Annotated in this window: 18 protein-coding genes; 1 reads left to right on the forward strand and 17 read right to left on the reverse strand. The window is 39.0% G+C overall.

Annotated features, from left to right (window positions below; genetic code table 11):
• The 9 genes from fmt to GZA11_RS03250 form a co-directional block, all read right to left on the reverse strand.
• Complete coding sequence (fmt, locus tag GZA11_RS03210; RefSeq protein ID WP_163182848.1) at positions 1 to 945, reverse strand: methionyl-tRNA formyltransferase; 945 nt, start codon at positions 943 to 945, stop codon at positions 1 to 3.
• A complete protein-coding gene (gene def, locus GZA11_RS03215; RefSeq protein WP_163182851.1) occupies positions 946 to 1,428 on the reverse strand; it encodes a peptide deformylase in 483 nt (160 codons plus the stop codon). It abuts the gene before it with no gap.
• Between the two features lie 54 nt (positions 1,429 to 1,482).
• Positions 1,483 to 3,897 (reverse strand): primosomal protein N', encoded by a 2,415-nt coding sequence (priA, locus tag GZA11_RS03220; protein WP_163182852.1) that lies wholly within the window; start codon positions 3,895 to 3,897, stop codon positions 1,483 to 1,485.
• On the reverse strand, positions 3,894 to 5,108 hold the full coding sequence (coaBC, locus tag GZA11_RS03225; RefSeq protein WP_038540995.1) for a bifunctional phosphopantothenoylcysteine decarboxylase/phosphopantothenate--cysteine ligase CoaBC: 1,215 nt from the start codon (positions 5,106 to 5,108) through the stop codon (positions 3,894 to 3,896). Before coaBC ends, priA begins: the two co-directional genes overlap by 4 nt.
• Before the next feature lie 142 nt (positions 5,109 to 5,250).
• Positions 5,251 to 5,469, reverse strand: a complete 219-nt coding sequence (rpoZ, locus tag GZA11_RS03230) for a DNA-directed RNA polymerase subunit omega (protein ID WP_038540992.1) — start codon at positions 5,467 to 5,469, stop codon at positions 5,251 to 5,253.
• A 1-nt stretch (position 5,470) separates the two neighbouring features.
• Entirely contained in the window at positions 5,471 to 6,085 is a 615-nt protein-coding gene (gene gmk, locus GZA11_RS03235) for a guanylate kinase (protein ID WP_038540990.1), read from the reverse strand.
• 12 nt (positions 6,086 to 6,097) lie between these two features.
• Positions 6,098 to 6,361: an extracellular matrix/biofilm regulator RemA gene (gene remA, locus GZA11_RS03240; RefSeq protein ID WP_038540987.1), complete on the reverse strand. Its 264-nt coding sequence runs from the start codon at positions 6,359 to 6,361 to the stop codon at positions 6,098 to 6,100.
• Positions 6,362 to 6,422: 61 nt separating this feature from the next.
• On the reverse strand, positions 6,423 to 7,298 hold the full coding sequence (locus GZA11_RS03245) for a YicC/YloC family endoribonuclease (RefSeq protein ID WP_038540983.1): 876 nt from the start codon (positions 7,296 to 7,298) through the stop codon (positions 6,423 to 6,425).
• A gap of 85 nt (positions 7,299 to 7,383) precedes the next feature.
• On the reverse strand, positions 7,384 to 10,062 hold the full coding sequence (locus tag GZA11_RS03250) for a calcium-translocating P-type ATPase, SERCA-type (protein ID WP_163182854.1): 2,679 nt from the start codon (positions 10,060 to 10,062) through the stop codon (positions 7,384 to 7,386).
• Between the two features lie 191 nt (positions 10,063 to 10,253).
• Here GZA11_RS03250 and GZA11_RS03255 point away from each other — a divergent pair, with 191 nt between their 5' ends.
• Entirely contained in the window at positions 10,254 to 11,966 is a 1,713-nt protein-coding gene (locus GZA11_RS03255; protein ID WP_163182856.1) for an Rqc2 family fibronectin-binding protein, read from the forward strand.
• A gap of 35 nt (positions 11,967 to 12,001) precedes the next feature.
• Here the strand turns inward: GZA11_RS03255 and pyrE are convergent, their stop codons facing one another.
• The 8 genes from pyrE to GZA11_RS03295 are packed head-to-tail and all read right to left on the reverse strand — an operon-like array spanning position 12,002 to position 21,501.
• A complete protein-coding gene (pyrE, locus tag GZA11_RS03260; RefSeq protein ID WP_163182858.1) occupies positions 12,002 to 12,634 on the reverse strand; it encodes an orotate phosphoribosyltransferase in 633 nt (210 codons plus the stop codon).
• Positions 12,631 to 13,347: an orotidine-5'-phosphate decarboxylase gene (gene pyrF, locus GZA11_RS03265; RefSeq protein WP_163182860.1), complete on the reverse strand. Its 717-nt coding sequence runs from the start codon at positions 13,345 to 13,347 to the stop codon at positions 12,631 to 12,633. The genes pyrE and pyrF overlap by 4 nt, the downstream gene beginning before the upstream one ends.
• Complete coding sequence (locus tag GZA11_RS03270) at positions 13,319 to 14,260, reverse strand: dihydroorotate dehydrogenase (RefSeq protein ID WP_163182861.1); 942 nt, start codon at positions 14,258 to 14,260, stop codon at positions 13,319 to 13,321. Before GZA11_RS03270 ends, pyrF begins: the two co-directional genes overlap by 29 nt.
• Positions 14,257 to 15,030 (reverse strand): dihydroorotate dehydrogenase electron transfer subunit, encoded by a 774-nt coding sequence (locus GZA11_RS03275; RefSeq protein WP_163182863.1) that lies wholly within the window; start codon positions 15,028 to 15,030, stop codon positions 14,257 to 14,259. The genes GZA11_RS03270 and GZA11_RS03275 overlap by 4 nt, the downstream gene beginning before the upstream one ends.
• Positions 15,027 to 18,233 (reverse strand): carbamoyl-phosphate synthase large subunit, encoded by a 3,207-nt coding sequence (carB, locus tag GZA11_RS03280; RefSeq protein ID WP_163182865.1) that lies wholly within the window; start codon positions 18,231 to 18,233, stop codon positions 15,027 to 15,029. The genes GZA11_RS03275 and carB overlap by 4 nt, the downstream gene beginning before the upstream one ends.
• The gene (locus GZA11_RS03285) at positions 18,226 to 19,317 is read right to left on the reverse strand and encodes a carbamoyl phosphate synthase small subunit (protein WP_038540962.1); all 1,092 of its coding nucleotides are present in this window, start codon (positions 19,315 to 19,317) and stop codon (positions 18,226 to 18,228) included. Before GZA11_RS03285 ends, carB begins: the two co-directional genes overlap by 8 nt.
• Complete coding sequence (locus GZA11_RS03290; RefSeq protein ID WP_038540959.1) at positions 19,314 to 20,600, reverse strand: dihydroorotase; 1,287 nt, start codon at positions 20,598 to 20,600, stop codon at positions 19,314 to 19,316. The genes GZA11_RS03285 and GZA11_RS03290 overlap by 4 nt, the downstream gene beginning before the upstream one ends.
• Positions 20,560 to 21,501 (reverse strand): aspartate carbamoyltransferase catalytic subunit, encoded by a 942-nt coding sequence (locus GZA11_RS03295; RefSeq protein ID WP_038542253.1) that lies wholly within the window; start codon positions 21,499 to 21,501, stop codon positions 20,560 to 20,562. Before GZA11_RS03295 ends, GZA11_RS03290 begins: the two co-directional genes overlap by 41 nt.
• Between the last annotated feature and the right edge of the window lie 37 nt (positions 21,502 to 21,538).

Genomic DNA, 21,538 nt, shown 5'->3' on the forward strand with positions numbered 1-21,538 from the left:
TTAGTCTCCTAGTTTCATTCCTATTGATAATTTTGAGCCTGCTCCTCTTAAGAATTGTTCACTACTCATTTTGGTTTTACCAGAAGGCTGGAGTTCTAAAATTTTGATGGCTACCCCATCTCCACTACTAACCGTAATTCCATCATGTTCAATATTAATGATCGATCCAGATTCATGAGATTTGGAAACAATGACTTTTTCAGCCTTCCAAATTTTGATTACTTGGCCATTCAAGGTTGTAAATGCAACTGGCCATGGATTTAACCCTCGAATTTGGTTATAAATTTCTGTACCGGTTTTGGACCAATTGATTTTTTCCTGTTCGCGTTTAATATTAGGGGCAAAGGTAGCTTCAGAATCATTTTGCGGAGTTGCTTTAAGTTTCCCTTCTATTAATAAAGGTAATGTTTCTGATAGAAGCTTTGCTCCAGCAATACTTAGCTTATCATGCAGTGTCCCTACAGTATCCTCTTCGGTGATCGGAACTTCCACTTTTGTTAACATATCCCCAGCATCGAGTTTCTCCACCATATACATGATTGTAATACCAGTTTTCTTTTTCCCTTGCAAAATTGCATAATGTATCGGTGCACCACCTCGAAGTTCTGGAAGAAGAGATGCATGAACATTAATACATCCATATTTTGGTGCTTCTAGTAATTCTTTTGGTAAAATTTGTCCAAATGCAGCAGTGACAATTAAATCCGGCTTTAATTCTAGGATTTTGCTAAGTTCCTCTGGATTTCGAATTTTTTCAGGTTGAAAAACAGGGATGCCATGCTTCAAGGCTTCCACTTTAACCGGTGGAGGTGTTAATACTTTTTTTCTCCCCACAGGGCGATCTGGCTGGGTAACTACCCCGATTACTTCATAGCCATCAGCAATGACTTGTCTTAAAATTGGTACAGAGAAATCAGGTGTACCCATAAAAACAATTTTCGTCATTTACTCCTCTTCTCCTTTTAACTCATCTTCCTCATAGTATCTCGTAACCTTTGATGTAAATAAAATTCCGTCCAAATGATCTATTTCATGCTGAATCGCTCTTGCAAGGAATCCCTCAGCCTCTAATCTATATTTTCTTCCTTTACGATCAAATGCTTCAATCATCACATAGTTTGGTCTTGTGACTTCCCCATATAAACCAGGAAAGCTTAGACAGCCCTCTGGCCCTGTTTGTTCACCCTCCTGTTTTAAAATCTGGGGATTAATCATTTCGATTGTGCCTGAATCATCATCAATATCTACAATCGCCACTCTTAGATCTAGTCCAATTTGAGGGGCTGCAAGACCTACTCCATCATGTTCAATCATCGTGTCATACATATCATCAAGTAATCTGGCAAGTTTTTTGTCAAAAACTTCCACTTCTTTACATTTCTTTTCAAGAATCTCTGCTGGATAATGTACAATTTTTCTAACAGCCAATTTGGTTCCTCCATCTCATAAAAAAAACATATATACTATTCATTTTTCACTAATTTACATTAAGATAAACGGATTCACATCCACGGATACTAGAAGCCCATCTTTTGTCGCTTCCTTTTGATACTGATCCAGTATCATTTTTAACGTTTTTGTAAGGTTCGGTTCCCGCTTGTATTTTATCAGACATTGATATCGATATCTATTATTAATCTTTGCAATCGGCGATACAGAAGGTCCCAAAACAACTGCTTCACTAGATAACTGTGATCGAACATATCTCACTATTTTCTCAGTTGTCGATACAGCGGTTAACAGTTGTTCATGACTAACAGTTATTAAAGTGAGAAAATAATATGGCGGGTAATGGTGTGCCCTTCTCACCATCATTTCCTGTTGAAAGAATTGGGTGTAATCCTGTTGCCCAGCCAACTGGATACTGTAATGTTCAGGTGTATAGGTTTGTATGATTACTTCACCAGGCAACTGATGGCGGCCGGCTCGCCCACTGACCTGAGTCAACAATTGAAATGTTTTTTCAGAAGAACGAAAATCGGGCAAATGAAGCATTGTATCAGCTGACAGCACCCCAACCAATGTTATATTTGGAAAATCAAGTCCTTTCGCTATCATCTGTGTTCCTAATAATATATCAGCTTTTCCGTCTTGAAACTCCTTTAACAATCTTTCATGTGAGCCTTTTCTACTCGTGGTATCCACATCCATCCGAATGACTTTTGCCTCTGGAAGAATTTTTCCTAATTCCTCCTCCACTTTTTGTGTCCCTGTCCCAAAGAAGCGAATATATTCACTATTGCATTCAGGGCAAGCCCTTGGCACAACACTTTCATAACCACAATAATGACACTTCATCTGCACACCTGCACGATGATACGTAAGTGATATATCACACTTCGGACAATTAACTACATATCCGCAATCCCGACACATAACAAACGATGAATGCCCTCGTTTATTTAAAAATAATACCGATTGCTGCTTTTTTTCTAACCGATCTTTCAATAATTCAAAAAGCTTTCTAGAAAACATGGAACGGTTTCCTGCTCGTAGTTCTTCCCGCATATCAACAATTTCAACTGTCGGCAATGCTTTATTATTCATACGAACTGGCAGGGATAATAACTGGTATACCTTTTTTTTCGCCCTAGCAAATGACTCTAAGGATGGGGTGGCACTCCCCAAAACAACAGGGCAGTTATAGGTTTGAGCCCTTTTGATGGCAACATCCCTAGCATGATAGCGCGGCATTTCCTCTTGCTTATAACTTGTTTCATGCTCTTCATCAATGATGATGATACCAATATTTTCAAAAGGAGCAAATATGGCAGACCTCGCACCAACAACTACTTTGACTTCTTTCCGCTGGATCTTTCTCCACTCATCATATTTTTCCCCTGCTGACAAACCGCTGTGCAAAACAGCAACCATGTCTCCGAATCTTCCTTTAAATCGGTTTACCATTTGCGGCGTAAGTGAGATTTCAGGGACTAAAACAATAGCCTCTTTTCCGTTATTAATGACTTCTTGAATCGATTGTAAGTATATTTCTGTTTTGCCACTCCCTGTCACACCATATAGTAAAAATACTTCATGCTCACGGTGTTGAATGGCATGTAAAATAGGGGTTATGGCCTTTTTCTGAGCCTCTGTTAATGGAAGGGGTCCCGTTCTTTCAAAATGACGATCTTTAAACGGATCCCTGTATGTCTCCTTTTCTGTTTCTACTAATAGATTTTTGGTGGCAAGTGCTTTTATGGTTGATAAAGAAACATTTAATTCTGCACTTAGCTTCTGCATCTCAACCTCATGATGATGGCTGATAAAATACTCAAGTACTTGTTTTTGTTTTTGAGCATTAGCAGGAAGACGTTGGATTTCAGCCAATAAGTCTTCCTTACTGACAAGGGGAGTGATAAACTTCATTTGTTTTTTCTTGACTCGTTCTTTTACAAGATAAACGACTTCTAATAACCCTTTTGCCGCTTCTCTTTGGAGATGAGGTACAATTCCGTTTTTTATTGCGTCATCCCAATCTAACATTCCACCATTTTTAAAATACGGATGAAGTTTCAATGGCAAATCCGAAAGATCGACACCTTCAGCCAGTTTTACTTTTTTCTCATATTTCGCTTTTAACGCTGCAGGCAGCATTACTTGGAAGGCAAAAATTTTAAAACTAAGGGTATTTTCAGCTAGCCAATCACCAAGCTTTAATAATTCATCATTGAGTACTGGCTCAAGGTCCATCGGCTCAACCAATTCTCTTAGTTTCTTTACCTCAGAAGTGGATTTTACCTCTATCACAAATCCTTGAATCTTTCTTGGCCCAAAAGGAACAATGACTCTCATACCTGGCTGAATCATATCTTCCCATTGTTTTGGAACCAGATAATCAAATGCTTTATCGGTTTGTTTTGCAGGTACGTCAACAATTACACTGGCAATCTTCATTTTTTCTCCAAACCTTTAAGCAATAAACTTACTTCCTCAATAATTTTTTCTGCCACTTCTGACTTGCTCATTAGTGGCAGTTCAGTGATGGAACCGTCTTTTTTAACAATGGTAACAATGTTGGTATCTGTTCCAAATCCGGCACCTTCAACCTTCACATTATTAGCAATAATCATATCGGCATTTTTCTTAATCAGTTTTTTCTTGGCATAATCTACAACATTATTTGTTTCAGCGGCAAATCCAACTAATAATTGATTTTTCTTTCTTTGTCCAAGTTCAAATAAGATATCTTTTGTTCTTTCAAGTTCAATCGTCGTATCCCCGTCTTGTTTTTTAACCTTTTGGTCATAGACATATTTAGGTCGATAATCAGCTACAGCTGCAGTCTTAATGATAACATCGGCCGATTCAAAATTTTCCATTACTGCGTTAAACATGTCTTCCGCACTTTCGACCTTAATAAGCTCCACACCGTCCGGCGGTGTGATCCCAACTGGACCAGAGACTAAAATAACATTTGCCCCTTGTCTTTTTGCTTCCGCAGCAAGAGCATAGCCCATTTTTCCGCTCGAATGATTAGAAATAAACCGAACTGGGTCAATTTTTTCTCTCGTAGGTCCTGCTGTTACCAAAACGGTTTTACCATCTAATTGTTTTTTTGAATTAGCTACAAAGAAAGACTGGATCAACTCTACGATTTTTTCCGGCTCTTCTAATCGTCCTTTTCCTACATACCCGCATGCTAAATATCCTTCACTAGGCTCAATAAATTGGTACCCATATTCCGCTAAAATGGATATATTCTTTTTCACTGCAGGATGATCATACATATGAACATTCATGGCGGGGGCAATCCAAACAGGAGCCCTTGTTGCAAGCAAGGTCGTTGTTATCATATTATCGGCAATTCCACCTGCTAATTTGGCTATTGTGTTTGCTGTTGCCGGAGCAACGAGAATAAGATCTGCCCAATCTGCAAGGTCAATATGGGCAATAATCTGTGGATTTTTTTCATCAAAAGTATCCATGTATACTTCATTTCGAGATAAAGCTTGAAAAGTCAACGGGGTAACAAATTTAGCCGCTGATTCACTAATTATCACTTTCACATCGGCTCCTGCCTGAACAAGCTTGCTTGTTAGAGCAGCTGCCTTATAAACGGCAATTCCGCCAGTTACACATAATAATATTTTTTTATCGGTCATCATGATTTCTTCCCCCGAATCTTTAATACAGTTCTTTTCTCTATTATGCTAGAACCACTTAGAATTTTCACCTGTTTCCGACATGATTTATGTACAAAAATAAAAAGGCTGACACAAATTGTCAGACCTTTTGTCCATGCCTTGTTTATTCCGCTGAGGTTTCTGCTTTATTAGCAATCCGGTAAGTAAGTTCTCCACTATAGATTTCTTCAAGTGCTTTACCTACATATTTATGAGAAACATATTTCGGCAGTCTTTCATCACCCGCTTGGGACATGGCACGGGCACGCTTTGCGGCAACTGAGACAAGTGAATATTTTGAATCAATTTTATCAAGAAGTGAATCAATAGATGGATATAACATTTTATTCAACCTCCAACAACTTTTTATATCGATGTTCAACTCTTTCCCTGCGGCAATGCTCTGCTTTAACAATGGCTTTAATTCGTTCGCAGGCGAGCTCAACCTGATCGTTTTCAACAACATAATCGTAAAGTTCCATCATTTCAATTTCTTCGCGAGCTGTTTGCAATCGATTATGGATAATATCCTCCGTTTCAGTCCCCCGTGTAACAATCCGGTTTTTTAATTCGGATAAACTTGGAGGCATTAGGAAAATAAATAACCCTTCCGGAAATTTCTCACGGACTTGACGGGCACCCTTTACTTCAATCTCTAAAAATACATCTTTACCTTTATTCAATGTTTCCTGAACATAATCTACAGGGGTCCCATAATAGTTTCCGACAAACTCAGCATACTCCAATAATTTACCCTGTTCAATCATTTCTTCAAACTCTTCTCTTGTTTTAAAAAAATAATCTACTCCATCTACTTCACCTTCTCGGGGTTTACGGGTAGTTACTGAAATGGAGTATTCAAAGGAAGTATCTGGTTGTGAAAAAATGGCTTTTCGAACCGTTCCTTTCCCAACCCCAGATGGTCCAGAAAGTACAATTAATAATCCCTTTTCTTGCATATTTATAAAATCCTACCCTTCCTCATTTGTTTCCTCACGGCCCGTTAACCGATGGGCGACTGTTTCCGGCTGCACAGCGGATAAAATTACATGATCGCTGTCCATAACAATAACTGCGCGCGTTCTCCTTCCATATGTAGCATCTATTAAAGATCCCCTGTCTCGGGCATCTTGAATGATTCTTTTGATCGGCGCAGATTCAGGGCTTACAATTGAAATAATTCGATTTGCTGAAACAATATTCCCAAACCCAATATTGATTAATTTAATTGCCATGATCATTCACCCAATCATCAATAGTTTAGTTTGACCGTGTGATCCCTTTTATAAACCAATACTATTCTATATTTTGAACCTGTTCTTTCAGTTTCTCAAGCAAACTTTTAATTTCCACTACTTTTTTTGCAATATTTGAATCATTTGCTTTCGATCCAATTGTATTGGTTTCTCTGTTCATTTCTTGAATAAGAAAGTCGAGTTTTCTACCTATTGGATCCTTTTCATTTAAGGCTTGAATAAATTGCCCGATATGGCTTCTCAATCTTGTAATTTCTTCATTAATATCAGCTTTTTCGGAAAAGATAGCCACCTCAGTTAATATTCGCGTTTCATCCAACTGTCCATTTACAAACTCTTGCATTCTTTTGATTACCCGGTCTTTATACATTTGCACGACCATTGGAGCATGGGTTTGCAGTTCCATTAAATGTGTTTCTACGCGAGCAATAATATCGAGCAATTCTTTTTTTAATACTTCCCCTTCAAGTTTCCGCATCTCAACTAATTTGAGAACAGCATCATTTACAGCTGTAAGAACCAATTCCTCGAGCTCTTCATTGCCTGATTCACACTCTTCAATATGTATTAAATCCTGACGGTTTAAAATATCCGCTAATGTGACGGAACCATTAATGGAAAATTTTTCTTTTAATTCGGTAATGAATTGAAAATAATCCTCTACTAGATTCCAATCCACATGAAGTTTGCGGGTAATGGCTCCTTCCCCTTCAATACTAATATATACTTCCGCTCTTCCTCGGCGGATATGCTCGTTGAGTTTCTTTTTTATTTTATCTTCTATTTTTAACAGCTGTCTTGGCATACGAATATTAATTTCACAAAATCGATGATTTACTGTTTTCACCTCTACATTAACAGTAAAGAATGAAGATTCTGCTTTACCCCTGCCAAAGCCTGTCATACTCATGACCATAACTTATAGCACATCCATTCTTGGAATAATAAAAGTCCAAAAGGTAATAGATTGGATTCTATTACCTTTTGGATTATAACACAATTTATTTTGTTTTTCTTAATAAAAATGAGCCAGCCAGTAAAAAAGTTGGTATAGAAGACAAGCCAATTATCAATAACCAGTCTTTTGCAGCTATTGGGAGGGTATGGAAAATAGGCTGAAGTGGTGGATAGTAAATGACAACCAGTACCATTAATAAAGACGAAATAACTGCCCATACAAGATATTGGTTCCCAAATGGATTTCTTGATAACACCGATTTTTCACTACGGCAATCAAATACATGAATCAATTGTGCCATCACCAGTGTTGCAAAAGCAACAGTTTGAGCATATTGCAGCTGTGAAGGATCGTTATGATAAATGTGCATAAAAGCAAGTAAGGTGACAAGTCCGATTAAGAACCCTCGTGAAATGACCTTCCATCCAAGACCGCGGGAAAAAACTCCTTCATTCGGACTTCGCGGACCGCGTTTCATCACATTTTCCTCCGGACGGTCCAATCCTAATGCCATTGCTGGCAGACCATCTGTGACAAGATTTACCCAGAGTATTTGGATCGGAACTAATGGCAATGGAAGGCTTAATATCATGGCAAACAACATTACTAATATTTCTCCTACGTTAGAAGCCAATAGGTAGCGGACAAACTTGCGAATATTTTCATATATATTTCTTCCTTCTTTAATAGCAGCTTTAATCGTTGCAAAATTATCATCCAATAAAACAAGTGATGAAGCTTCCTTTGCAACATCTGTCCCAGTAATCCCCATGGCAACACCGATATCGGCCGCTTTGATTGCAGGTGCATCATTGACACCATCTCCGGTCATCGCTACGATATGACCTTTGTTTTGTAAGGCTTTAACGATTTTTAACTTATGTTCAGGCGAAACCCTTGCAAAGACAGATACATCTTCGACGACGTCTTCTAAATCTTTTACAGTCATTTGTGATAGAGTCTTCCCATCTAGGACTTTGCTATTTTTTGAGAGAATTCCTAGCTGAGCGGCAATTGCTTTAGCCGTAATCACGTGGTCCCCGGTTATCATTACTGTTTTTATTCCGGCTTCCTTACACTCTCTCACAGCATCTTGAACCTCTGGTCTTGGAGGGTCAATCATCCCTTGAATACCAATAAAGGTTAATTTACTTTCTGCTTCTTTCTCACTTAAAATTATGGTATTAGCTGAAATTGGTTTATAAGCAATGGCTATCGTACGAAGAGCTTGTGAAGCAAGATGATCGATTGCGTTCTGTACCTTCGTTTTTGTTTCCATATTTAAAAGTCGAGTTTGCCCATCCCATAGAATGGATTCACTCAAGCCTAAAATAACATCTGGTGCTCCTTTTGTAACGATAAAATGCCGGCCGTGCTTATCTTTAACGTGCATACTCATCATTTTTCTAGCGGAATCGAACGGAAATTCGTTTAATATTGTAAAATCTTCAAGAAGTTTTGGACGATGGAAACCGGCCTTCATTGCACTAACTAAAAGTGCCCCTTCCGTTGGATCACCATCTAGGAAATATTCATCATCCTTGCGTTTTAACTCAGAATGATTACAAAGCATCCCGAATATGAGCATTTGCTGTAAAGCTTTTTCATCGCTTAATTGTACTTTTTGGTTATTTCGGTAAAAATCGCCCCGCGGCTCATATCCCACTCCATCAACAGTCCAAGTTTGACCACCGCTCCAAAGGTGGGTAACAGTCATTTTGTTTTGTGTCATCGTTCCAGTCTTGTCAGAACAAATAACAGAAGCACAACCAAGCGTTTCAACTGCAGGTAGTTTACGAACAATTGCATTCTGTTTAATCATTTTTTGAACACCCAGAGAAAGAGCCACTGTTACTATGGCAGGGAGTCCTTCCGGTATTGCAGCTACTGCAAGTGAAACACCAGCTAAAAACATTGTATAAATATCATGACCGTTCAATACACCGACAACAACCACTAATACGGTTAACAACAATGCAACTGTTATTAAAATTTTCCCTAATTGCTCTAAGCGGCGCTGTAGTGGGGTCTCCTGAGATTGAGCACTTTGGAGTAATCCAGCGATTTGACCCATTGCTGTTTTCATTCCTGTCGCAATAACAATACCTACACCACTTCCCCGAGTAACCATCGTACCCATAAAGGCAGTATTTTCCATATCACCAATCCCAGGATTAGGAATTGTCAAACGATCTGTATGTTTAGCAACGGGCACGGATTCACCAGTTAATGCCGATTCTTCAATCTCTAAGCTTTTTGATTCAATAATCCTTACATCAGCACCAATTCGATCTCCACTAGCAAATTTCATTATATCGCCTAGGACAATTTCCTTTGAAGGGATCTTCATCCATTGTCCTTCACGCAATACAGTTACTTGCGGAGCGGACAATTCTTTCAAAGCCTGAAGTGACTTTTCCGCACGATGTTCTTGAAAAAAACCAAGAAACCCATTAATGATTACAATGGCAATGATAGCAATAGCATCAATATATTCTCCTAACAAGCCGGATATCAATGTGGCGGCTAGCAAAACTAAAACCATAAAATCTTTAAATTGACTGAAAAAGAGGAGAAGGGCAGACTGTTTTTCACCTTCCTCTAATTCATTCAATCCGTATTGTTTTATTCGTTTTTCTACTTCTTCCTGTGTCAATCCACTCGAAAAGTCGGTTTCTAGAGCCTTTTCAACTTGTTTAATCTCCATCTCATGGAACTTCATCCGACCATCTCACTTCCCCCTTTAATCATTCAGACATACTCTAAGAAAGCTTATTCAGGGTCGTCCAAAAAAATGCTATTATCATTTTTATGGGGTATAAAATACTAAGGTGGATGTAAAAATTCTGCATAAAATTCACACCTAGAGTATACTTAAAATGAAAAATATGTTGGAAGAAAAGGATGTTTTCCATGTCATTTGACGGATTATTTACTAAATCGATGGCTGATGAGCTTAAACAACAATTAAAAGGCGGTCGAATTAATAAAGTTTATCAGCCATATAAAAATGAGATCATTTTGACCATTCGTGCAGCTGGAACCAATCACAAACTGTTGTTATCGGCTCACCCAAGCTATGCCCGAGTTCAACTAACCAATGAATCTTTTGAAAATCCTAGTGAACCTCCAATGTTTTGTATGCTGCTTAGAAAGCACATTGAAGGCTCTATTTTGGAAGATCTCTATCAAATTGGAAATGACAGAATGATTATTTTTGAGATAAAGGGCCGTAATGAAATTGGGGATGTAAGCTACAAACAGCTAATCATTGAAATTATGGGCAGACATAGCAACATCATTTTAATTGATAAAACACGAAATCTTATTTTAGACAGTATTAAACATATTTCTTTTGCGGTTAACACTCATAGGGCAATACTCCCTGGTCAACCGTATGTCTTCCCTCCAGAACAAAATAAAAAAAATCCTTTCTTGGCAAATGAAGAGGATGTACTACGATCAATTGATTTTAATGCCGAAAAGTTGGATCAACAGTTAGTTAATCATTTTGCAGGGGTTTCACCGATTTTTGCTAAGGAAGTCCTATATCAAAGTGGTCTGGCAAACCGAACCACGGTACCAAAAACGTTTATTAAACTTGTGAATAAAATTAAGACTGGCGATCTGTCACCATCCATAATAACTAATGATGGAAAAGAAGCCTTTTACTTGTTTCCTCTGGAGCATCTAAAAGGTGAAGTGAAGGAATTTACCTCACTTAGTGAAATGCTAGACCGCTTTTATTACAAAAAAGCTGAGAGAGACCGCGTGAAACAGCAAGGTCAAGATATAGAACGATTCATCACTAATGAAAAAGAAAAAAATGTAAAGAAAATCAAAAAGCTTGAGGCTACATTAAAAGAAGCAGAAAAAGCAGATCAGTTTAAACATTACGGAGAATTATTGACAGCCAATCTATTCGCAGTAAAAAAAGGTATGAAGGAAATTGAAGTACTTGACTATTATGATGAATCCGGTGGTATGGTTGTGATCCCATTGGATCCGAGAAAGTCTCCTTCTGAAAATGCTCAAAAATATTTTTCTAAATACCAGAAGGCTAAAAACGCAGTAACTATCACCTTAGAACAAATCAAAAAAGCTCAAGAAGAAGTTGCTTATTTTGATAATCTACTTCATCAGGTACAAACGGCTTCCCCGAAAGATTTACAAGAGATTCGGGAGGAGCTTGTCGAGGGAGGGTATCTTCGAGAACGGCAAAAGCGGAATGGAAGAAAGATTCAAAACACAAAACCTTTGCTTGATTACTTCCAATCTTCAGATGGAACTGAGATTATTGTCGGGAAAAATAATAAGCAAAATGATTATTTAACTAACAAGCTAGCCGCAAGAGATGAAATTTGGCTTCATACGAAAGATATACCAGGTTCCCATGTCGTAATACGCAGTAAAAATCCATCGGAGGAAACGATACTAGAAGCAGCAAAACTAGCTGCATATTTTAGCAAGGCCAGACATTCTAGCTCTGTTCCTGTTGATTTCACCAAAGTCCGGCATGTAAAAAAACCAAGTGGTGCAAAACCTGGATTTGTCATTTATGATCATCAGCAAACTGTTTATGTTACACCTGACGAGGAACTCGTACTAAATTTAAAGAAAAATTAATTAAGCCCCAATATTTGGGGCTTTTTTCTATGCAACTATACGTACTGCCTGCTCCATTCAGTTGGATTCTTACTCCAAGCTAGTAGACTTTCTTGGTCATTTTCACTGATGTATCCTTTTTCAATGGCTGTTTCAACAAGTGTCGCAAAATCTGTTAACGATACACTCTTAATTCCTTCTTTAGCAAACTCTTGTTTTCCCTTTTCCAAGCCGTATGTAAATATGGATACAACACCAATTACTTCACATCCCGCATCCCTTAAAGCTTTGACCGCTGTTATTACACTTCCGCCGGTTGAAATTAAATCTTCAACAACTACAACCTTTTGTCCCACATTAACCTTGCCTTCAATTTGATTTCCTTTACCGTGGCCCTTTGCTTTTGACCGAACATAACACATAGGCAAATCCATTAATTCACTGACCCAAGCTGCATGAGGTATGCCTGCAGTTGCTGTCCCAGCTATTACTTCAACATGGGGGTAGTTTTCAACAATTACTTTTTGCAAACCTTGCGCTATTGCCCTTCGAACGGTTGGGTATGACAAGGTCAAACGATTGTCACAATAAATTGGAGAACGAAGACCTGATGTCCAAGTAAAAGGTTCTTTCGGCTGTAAAGCAACAGCATTTATCTCTAATAATTTTTCAGCAATGATCTTTTTCATGAATGTACTCCCTTCCATATTTCCATCCATTTTTGATACGTTTGAACTGGATCAGCTGATCGAGTAATGGAGCGCCCGACAACAATTGCACTTACCCCTGCATTTCTAGCAAAATCAGGAGTGGCAATCCTCTTCTGATCACCAGCTTGATCCTCTTTCAATCGTACCCCCGGTGTAACCGTTAAAAATGGCTGGCCTACTTTTTCACGAATCCGTTCAGCTTCCCATGCCGAACACACCACTCCATCCAAACCAGCTTTTTTTGTCAGCACCGAGTAATGGAGGACAGAATCAATAAGACTTACAGGAATCAACTGTTCTTTATTCATTTGTTCTTCAGATGTGCTTGTTAACTGGGTAACAGCTATACAATATGGTCGTTTTCTCCCCATTGAGGTTCCTGCTTCCAAACCTTCCAATGCTGCCTGCATCATTTCCTTTCCTCCTGCAGCATGTACATTGACTAAATCACAATCGAGGCGGGCAAGCCCCTTCATGGCATTTTTTACTGTATTTGGAATGTCATGTAGTTTTAAATCAAGAAAAATTCGATGACCTTTTTCTTTTAACAAATAAATAATAGAAGGACCTTCCTGGTAATAGAGCTCCATACCAACCTTTACAAAAAGCTGCCTATCACCAAACGGCTGTAGGAATTGTTCAACCTCTATTTTATTTGCAAAATCAAGAGCGATGATAAGCGAGTTGTCCATTTTGTTTCCAGCTCCTTCCTGTACATTCACTTATATGTTCAAATCCTAATTTTTCCAATAGTTCAGGCAACTGTTCAATAATGGAAGGGCAAACAAACGGATCCACAAAATTTGCTGTCCCCACTGCAACGGCACTCGCTCCCGCGTAAAAGAATTCAATGACATCTTCTGCCGATTGTATGCCACCCATTCCTATGATCGGCAGGTTAGTCACCTGGCTTACTTCATAAATCATGCGAATAGCAATTGGCTTAATCGCAGGACCGGAAAGACCTCCCGTTCGATTGGCTAAGATCGGTTTTCCAGTTTTTATATCAATCTTCATCCCAACTAATGTATTTATCATCGATAATCCATCAGCGCCTCCCGCTTCGACAGCCTTAGCCATTTCTACTATATTGGTTACATTCGGCGATAGCTTCACATATACCGGAACCTCTGAAACTTCCTTCACTTTGCGGGTTAATTGTTTAGCCACCTCAGGAATCGTCCCAAAAGCGATCCCTCCGGTTTTTACATTCGGACAACTAATATTTAATTCAAGGGCATGGACATTAGGAGATTTGGAGATTTCTCTTGCTACCTCGACATATTCTTCTTCTACTGAACCTGCAACATTAGCAATTATTGGAACATCATATTGTGAAAGCCATGGCAACTCCTCAGAAATCACCTTATCCAACCCCGGATTTTGAAGGCCAATTGCATTTAGCATTCCTGCATGTGTCTCTGCTACTCGTGGTGTAGGATTTCCAAATCGCGTTTTTACCGTAGTTGCTTTTATCATAATCGCGCCCAGAAGGTTCAAATCATACAACTGGCTGTACTCTCTACCAAATCCGAAACATCCTGAGGCAGGCATAATCGGATTTTTTAACTTTAAACCAGGTAATTCTACATTTAGACGGCTCATATTAACACCTCTTTAGCTCGGAAAACAGGTCCATCACTACAAATCTTTTTATAAGAATTTCCTGAAGGATCATTTCCAGTTTTACATACACAGGCAAAACAAGCACCTATTCCACAGCCCATCCGTTCCTCCAATGATAGAAAGACTTTTTTATTTGAATACTCTTGCTTAATGGCTCTTAACATAGGAGTAGGACCACAAGTAAATATACAATCAAACGATAAATTCTTTATAACATCCGTCACTAAACCCTTAACACCATACGAACCGTCGACTGTCGTAACGATGGTTTCACCATAATTAGAAAATTCCTTTTCATAAAATACATGCGACTCAGATTGAAATCCAAGGACATGTTTTACGATTACACCTTTTTCTGTCAACTGTTTAGAAAGTTCATAAAGGGGGGGCACTCCAATTCCGCCCCCTACTAGCAATGCAATTTGTCCTTTATCCACTTCACCAACCGGGAATCCATTTCCTAATGGCCCAAGAATATCGACAACCTCTCCGGTATCTAGCTGGGAAAGAAGCTGTGTTCCCTTTCCATCCCTTCGGTAAATCATTGTTAATTGGTTTTTCTTTTTATCAAAAGAAGAAATACTAATTGGTCTTCGTAAAAGTGGGTCCCAACCATTAGAGACCCGAATATGCACAAATTGCCCCGGCGCTTTTATTTGCCCTACGAATTTGGCTTCAACAGTTAGCTCAAAAATGTCTGCCGCTATTTCTTTATGGCTGACTATTTGGCACATTTCTTTTGTAATCATGCAAAAACTGCCTCCCTATGCGCCGACTCTATTGCTTCCACAGAAAAATTCATAGATTCGATAATTTTTAAGAGTGCATTAGCTGTATCCAGTGATGTTAAACATGGAACCCCATTCTCAACTGCTTCGCGTCGGATTCTAAAACCGTCACGCTGAGGTTGTTTCCCCTTGGTTAACGTATTGACGATTAACTGCACTTCACCGCGATGGATCACATCAAGTAATGTAGTCCCTTCGGAACCAATCTTACCTACAACATTGACTTGAAGTCCTGCTGCTTTTAGTACTTCAGCGGTTCCTTTTGTCGCCATGATTCGATATCCATTTGCAGCAAATTTCTTAGCTAGTTCTAACGCTTCTGCTTTATCCTTATCTGCAACAGTGAATAAGACTGTACCAAACTTCTGTATGGTCATTCCTGAAGCAATCAAGCCTTTATATAGAGCCTTTTCCAAAGTAATATCTTTTCCCATTACCTCACCAGTGGATTTCATTTCCGGTCCGAGAGAAATGTCAACACTTCTTAATTTCGCGAATGAGAATACAGGTACTTTTACAAAGACCCCATTCTTTTCAGGAACAATTCCAGTTGAATATCCTTGTTCCGGAAGAGATATACCAAGAATAGCTTTTGTCGCAAGTTTTGCCATTGGGATATTTGTGATTTTACTTAAAAACGGCACCGTTCGGCTTGAACGTGGATTTACTTCTAATACAAATACTTCCCCGTCTGTAACAACATATTGAATATTCAGTAGGCCAACAATATTAAGACCAAGTGCTAATTTCTCTGTATATTCAACAATCTTTTGTTTAATTTCCGTAGATAGTGTTTGTGGCGGATAGACTGCAATGGAATCTCCCGAATGAACACCAGCACGTTCAATATGCTCCATAATCCCTGGGATCAAGACATTTTTCCCATCCGATATTGCATCCACTTCTATTTCTTTACCTGTTAGATATCGATCAATTAGGACAGGATGTTCCGGATGAATCTTGACCGCATTTTCCATATATCTAAGAAGTTCATCTTCATGATAAACAATCTCCATGGCTCGGCCGCCCAGTACATAAGAAGGACGAATGAGGACAGGATAACCAATTTCCTCAGCAATCCTCATAGCTTCCTTAACAGAAAGTGCTGTCTTTCCAAGCGGCTGAGGGATACCCAATTGATTTAATGTATATTCAAATTTATCGCGGTCTTCTGCACGATCCAAATCTTCAAGACTTGTACCTAGGATTCTCACTCCATGTTCTGCAAGTCCTGCTGCTAGATTAATAGCCGTCTGACCGCCAAATTGAACCACCACTCCGATCGGTTTTTCTAATTCGATAATATGCATGACATCTTCAATCGTTAGCGGTTCGAAGTAGAGTTTATCAGATATACTAAAATCAGTAGAAACCGTTTCAGGGTTATTGTTAATAATGATCGCTTCATAACCTGCTTCTTTGATGGCTTTAACAGAGTGAACAGTAGCATAGTCAAACTCTATTCCTTGACCAATGCGAATTGGACCAGACCCTAGAACGATCACACTCTCTTTACCGGTTATAACCGACTCATTTTCTTCTTCATAAGTACCATAGTAATAAGGTGTTTCCGATTCAAACTCAGCGGCACAAGTATCAACCATCTTATAGACAGGTATGATCCCCTTCATTTTTCTGAAACTATAAATTTCTGATTCACTCGTCCTCCATAGTTCAGCAATCTTTTTATCTGTAAATCCCTTTTGTTTTGCTTCCCTAAGAATTTCTGGATCAAACAGGTTCTCAGAAATTTTAGCTTCTAATTCAATGATGCCCTCCATTTTTTTGAGGAAGAAACGATCAATTTTACTCCACTCATGAATCACTTCAATTGAAATCCCGCGTTTAATGGCTTCCGCAATATAGAAGAGTCGTTCATCACCAGCTTTTCGAATTCTCTTTTCAAGCAATTCATCATCGATTTCAGAGGCACCATTTAATTCAAAATGATAAACACCCGCTTCCAATGAACGAATAGCTTTTAATAAAGATTCCTCAAAATTTCGCCCAATCGCCATCACTTCGCCTGTGGCTTTCATTTGTGTACCGAGTGAACGGTTCCCAGATTCAAATTTATCAAACGGCCATCTTGGGATTTTTGTAACAACATAATCAAGTGCCGGCTCGAAGCTGGCATATGTTTTTCCAGTTACTGGGTTCATCATTTCATCTAGTGTTAGGCCAACTGCAATTTTGGCAGCAAGCTTGGCAATTGGATAGCCAGTTGCTTTAGATGCAAGGGCTGAAGAACGGCTTACTCTTGGATTCACTTCGATAATATAGTATTTGAAGCTATTAGGATCTAAAGCTAGCTGAACATTGCAACCTCCTTCAATCCCGAGGGCACGGATAATTTTTAATGACACATTTCTTAACATCTGATATTCGCGATCACTCAGCGTCTGGCTTGGAGCTACAACAATAGAATCACCTGTATGGATACCAACCGGGTCAATGTTCTCCATATTACATACAACAATTGCGTTATCACCCGCGTCACGCATGACTTCATATTCAATCTCCTTATAGCCGGCTATGCTTTTTTCGAGCAAGCATTGATGAACAGGACTGTTATTTAATCCGCTCGTCACAATTTCCTTAAGTTCTTCCATGTTGTGGCATATGCCTCCACCAGTACCTCCTAATGTATACGCAGGGCGTACAATAATTGGAAAACCAATTTTCTCAACAAAAGCAATTGCCTCTTCCAATTCATGGACAATCTCGCTTTCTGGCACCGGTTCGTTTAACGTATTCATTAAACTTCTAAATAATTCGCGATCTTCTGCTTGTTTAATGGCAGATAGCTTTGTTCCTAATATTTCAACACCGTATTCTTCAAGAACACCTGATTCTGCCAATTCCACAGCAAGATTAAGACCTGTCTGGCCTCCAAGAGTGGCTAATAGTGCGTCCGGTCGTTCCTTGCGAATGATTCGGCTGACAAATTCTACTGTCAGTGGTTCGATATAAACAGCATCCGCAATTTCCGTATCTGTCATAATTGTTGCTGGATTAGAGTTTACTAGAATGACCCGGTATCCTTCTTCTTTTAACGCGATACAAGCTTGTGTACCAGCATAGTCAAATTCTGCTGCCTGCCCAATAACAATCGGACCTGAGCCAATAACTAATATGGAGTGTATCTCTTTACGTTTAGGCATTTGTTGTAACCTCCCGTTTATTTGCTTCTATCATTGCAAGGAATTGATCAAATAAGCAGTTTGCATCTTCCGGACCAGGAGATGCCTCCGGATGGTATTGGACTGTAAAGGCTGGGTAAACTAAATGCTTTAATCCCTCAATGCTTCCATCATTCAGAGCAATGTGAGTAATCTCTAATCTAGTATTTTTTATTGATTTTGGATCTACTGTATAGCCATGATTTTGTGAAGTAATAAGAACCTTACCTGTTGTTAAATCCTTGACAGGGTGATTTGAACCACGATGACCAAACTTCATCTTTACCGTGTCAGCACCGCATGCAAGTGCAAATAGTTGGTGTCCAAGGCAAATACCAAATATCGGAACAATACCAAGGACTTCTTTAATCATTTGGATTCCTTCAGGAACATCCTTTGGATCACCCGGTCCATTTGTAAGCATGATTCCGTCTGGACGCAGTTTTAAGATTTCATCTGCAGTCGTATGATATGGAACAACGATGACGTCACAACCTCGATTATTTAATTCGCGCAATATACCATGTTTCATTCCAAAGTCAACGACAACAATTCTATTACCTCGACCAGGGCTTGGATACGGATTTTTCGTTGAAACTGTTCGTACCTGATCGTTCGGTAGTCTTATTTGCCTCAATTTTCTTAAAACATCATCCGGATCATTATCAATGCTGCAAATGGCTCCCTTTAATGTTCCATATTGACGAATGATTCTTGTCAATTTACGGGTATCAATTCCCGAAATACCGGGAATTTTTTTCATTTTAAAATATTCGTCGATGGTAAATTCACTTCGCCAGTTAGAAGGGAAGTCAGAAACCTCTTTAACAATCATTCCTTTGATTGATGGATTAATCGATTCAAAATCATCTCGATTAATTCCATAGTTTCCTATTAATGGATATGTTAGCATTACAATTTGACCACAATAAGAAGGATCGGAAAGAATCTCTTGATACCCTGTCATACCTGTATTAAATACGACTTCACCAATGGTATCGATATGGCTTCCAAAACCATCTCCAATAAAAATTGTTCCATCTTCTAAAATTAACTGAGCTTTCATGCTGTCACACATCCTTTTTCCCAAACTATTTGTCCTTCAGCAATTGTCATCACAGGCCAGCCTTTACACTTCCAGCCTGCGAATGGTGTATTTTTTCCTTTTGATAAAAATTCATCTGGATTTATTTCTCTTTCCTCATTTAGGTTTAAGAGGACAAGATCGGCTGGTGCTCCAACTTTGATTTCACCATAAGGAAGTGAAAAACTTTCTGCCGGTTTCTTCGATAATAGTGCGATTAACTGTTCAAAAGAGATCATTTTAGTTAAAACAAAGTTTGTATAAAGGAGTGGAAATGCTGTTTCTAGACCGACAATTCCAAACGGTGCTAATTGCATTCCTTCACTTTTTTCTTCCATCGTATGGGGCGCATGATCAGTTGCAATAAAATCAATTGTTCCATCCAGCAGTCCCTCGATCAAAGCAGCCTTATCGGCAGCATCACGAAGCGGCGGATTCATCTTATAATTCGCATCAAGTCCCGGGATATCATCTTGAGTTAAGAGCAAATGGTGTGGTGTTACTTCTGCAGTAACTTTAATACCAGCTCGTTTCGCATCTCTAATCACTCTGACTGACTCTTTTGTACTTACGTGACATACATGATAATGACAGCCGGCTGCTTCAGCTAGTAGGACATCCCTAGCTATTTGAGTGGATTCACATACTGAAGGAATCCCGTTTAATCCATGTATTCTCGCAAAAGATCCTTCATGAACACAACCTTTATTTACCAAAGTATTATCTTCACAGTGTGCAACGATTGCCATGTTAAGTTCTGCTGCTCTCTTCATCGCTTCTAGCATCATGTTTGCCGATTGCACTCCGACACCATCATCTGTAAAGGCGAATGCACCTGCCTTTTTTAATGCTTCAAAGTCCGTCAATTCCTCACCAAGTAATCTAGTAGTAATGGAGGCATACGGTAAAACTCGAACCTTTGCTGATTGTTTTATTTTATTTTGCAAGTCCTCCATGTTCCTTTGGGTGTCAGGTACTGGTCTTGTATTCGGCATAGCAGCAACGGTAGTAAAACCTCCTCTTGCAGCTGCTAATGTACCAGTAGCAATGGTTTCTTTTTTCTCACCGCCAGGTTCACGGAGATGGACATGAAGGTCGATAAACCCAGGTGAAACAAGCAATCCTTTAGCATCAATTTTTCGATCTGCACTTGAATCAATTTGGTCACTAATTTTTGTAATAGTTCCGTTTTCTATTAAAATATCAGCATGTTTTTTTTCACCGTTAGATGCTATGTAATTGGCGTTCTGAATAAGTATTTTCATTGATATACCCTCCATTTATACTTTCTAAAGATCTCTTCAAAACTGCCATCCTGACAAATACACCATTTTTCATTTGCTTAAAAATTCTTGAACGGCTGCATTCTACAAGGCTATCAGCAATTTCAACGTTACGATTGACTGGCGCAGGATGCATAATAATGCTTCCAGGTTTCATTTTCTTTTCTCTTTCGATTGTAAGACCAAATTTTTGATGGTACTCTGATGCCGTAAAGCTTCCTTTCTTTTGATGCCTCTCATGCTGCACTCGAAGTAGCATGACAACATCTGCTTGAGGTATAGCGTAATCAATCGGTAAAAAACGCGAGGAATGTAAACTATGGCTATCAAACCATTCCTCTGGGCCTGAGAACATTACTTCTGCTCCTAATCTTGTTAGTGTATCTGCATTGGATCGAGCTACCCTGCTATGTCTTATGTCGCCAATAATAGCGATTTTCAATCCTTTAAATCCTCCAAACTCTTGATAAATCGTCAATAGATCAAGAAGGGATTGTGTTGGATGATGCCCACAACCATCACCGCCATTAATAATTGGCACGTTTACCTTTCCAACCAAATCATCAAAATAACGGTCCTGGCTATGGCGGATAACAATTGTATGAACACCGATAGTTTCCAAGGTTTTAACCGTATCGTAGAGCGTTTCCCCTTTTTGAACACTTGAAGTTTGGACTTCAAAAGGAATAACATGTAATCCCAATTTTCTCTCAGCTATTTCAAAACTACATTTCGTCCTGGTGCTATTTTCGTAAAATAAGTTGGCAGAAAACAGCTTTCCATTTGGACGCCAAGTCATACCATCTGCAAAACGCTGAGCATCCTGTAAAATTTGATAGATCTCTTCCACTTTCAACTCATTTGTAGTTAATAAGTGTTGCAACATCTATTGTCCCGCCTCTCCGTTTGGATAAAAAACA

It is taken from the genome of Neobacillus sedimentimangrovi (assembly GCF_010614825.1).
Classification (GTDB): domain Bacteria; phylum Bacillota; class Bacilli; order Bacillales; family Cytobacillaceae; genus Neobacillus; species Neobacillus thermocopriae.

Excerpts from the sequence above, each read along its gene's own strand:
- rpoZ (WP_038540992.1), bottom strand. The coding sequence starts at position 5,469 with ATGTTATATCCATCTATTGATTCACTTCTTGATAAAATTGATTCAAAA.
- priA (WP_163182852.1), bottom strand. The coding sequence starts at position 3,897 with ATGAAGATTGCCAGTGTAATTGTTGACGTACCTGCAAAACAAACCGAT.
- GZA11_RS03250 (WP_163182854.1), bottom strand. The coding sequence starts at position 10,062 with ATGAAGTTCCATGAGATGGAGATTAAACAAGTTGAAAAGGCTCTAGAA.
- GZA11_RS03245 (WP_038540983.1), bottom strand. The coding sequence starts at position 7,298 with ATGGTCATGAGTATGACAGGCTTTGGCAGGGGTAAAGCAGAATCTTCA.
- carB (WP_163182865.1), bottom strand. The coding sequence starts at position 18,233 with ATGCCTAAACGTAAAGAGATACACTCCATATTAGTTATTGGCTCAGGT.
- GZA11_RS03290 (WP_038540959.1), bottom strand. The coding sequence starts at position 20,600 with ATGAAAATACTTATTCAGAACGCCAATTACATAGCATCTAACGGTGAA.
- pyrE (WP_163182858.1), bottom strand. The coding sequence starts at position 12,634 with ATGAAAAAGATCATTGCTGAAAAATTATTAGAGATAAATGCTGTTGCT.
- GZA11_RS03275 (WP_163182863.1), bottom strand. The coding sequence starts at position 15,030 with ATGATTACAAAAGAAATGTGCCAAATAGTCAGCCATAAAGAAATAGCG.
- GZA11_RS03255 (WP_163182856.1), top strand. The coding sequence starts at position 10,254 with ATGTCATTTGACGGATTATTTACTAAATCGATGGCTGATGAGCTTAAA.
- fmt (WP_163182848.1), bottom strand. The coding sequence starts at position 945 with ATGACGAAAATTGTTTTTATGGGTACACCTGATTTCTCTGTACCAATT.
- GZA11_RS03270 (WP_163182861.1), bottom strand. The coding sequence starts at position 14,260 with ATGAGCCGTCTAAATGTAGAATTACCTGGTTTAAAGTTAAAAAATCCG.
- remA (WP_038540987.1), bottom strand. The coding sequence starts at position 6,361 with ATGGCAATTAAATTAATCAATATTGGGTTTGGGAATATTGTTTCAGCA.
- gmk (WP_038540990.1), bottom strand. The coding sequence starts at position 6,085 with ATGCAAGAAAAGGGATTATTAATTGTACTTTCTGGACCATCTGGGGTT.
- coaBC (WP_038540995.1), bottom strand. The coding sequence starts at position 5,108 with ATGATGACCGATAAAAAAATATTATTATGTGTAACTGGCGGAATTGCC.
- pyrF (WP_163182860.1), bottom strand. The coding sequence starts at position 13,347 with ATGGACAACTCGCTTATCATCGCTCTTGATTTTGCAAATAAAATAGAG.
- GZA11_RS03285 (WP_038540962.1), bottom strand. The coding sequence starts at position 19,317 with ATGAAAGCTCAGTTAATTTTAGAAGATGGAACAATTTTTATTGGAGAT.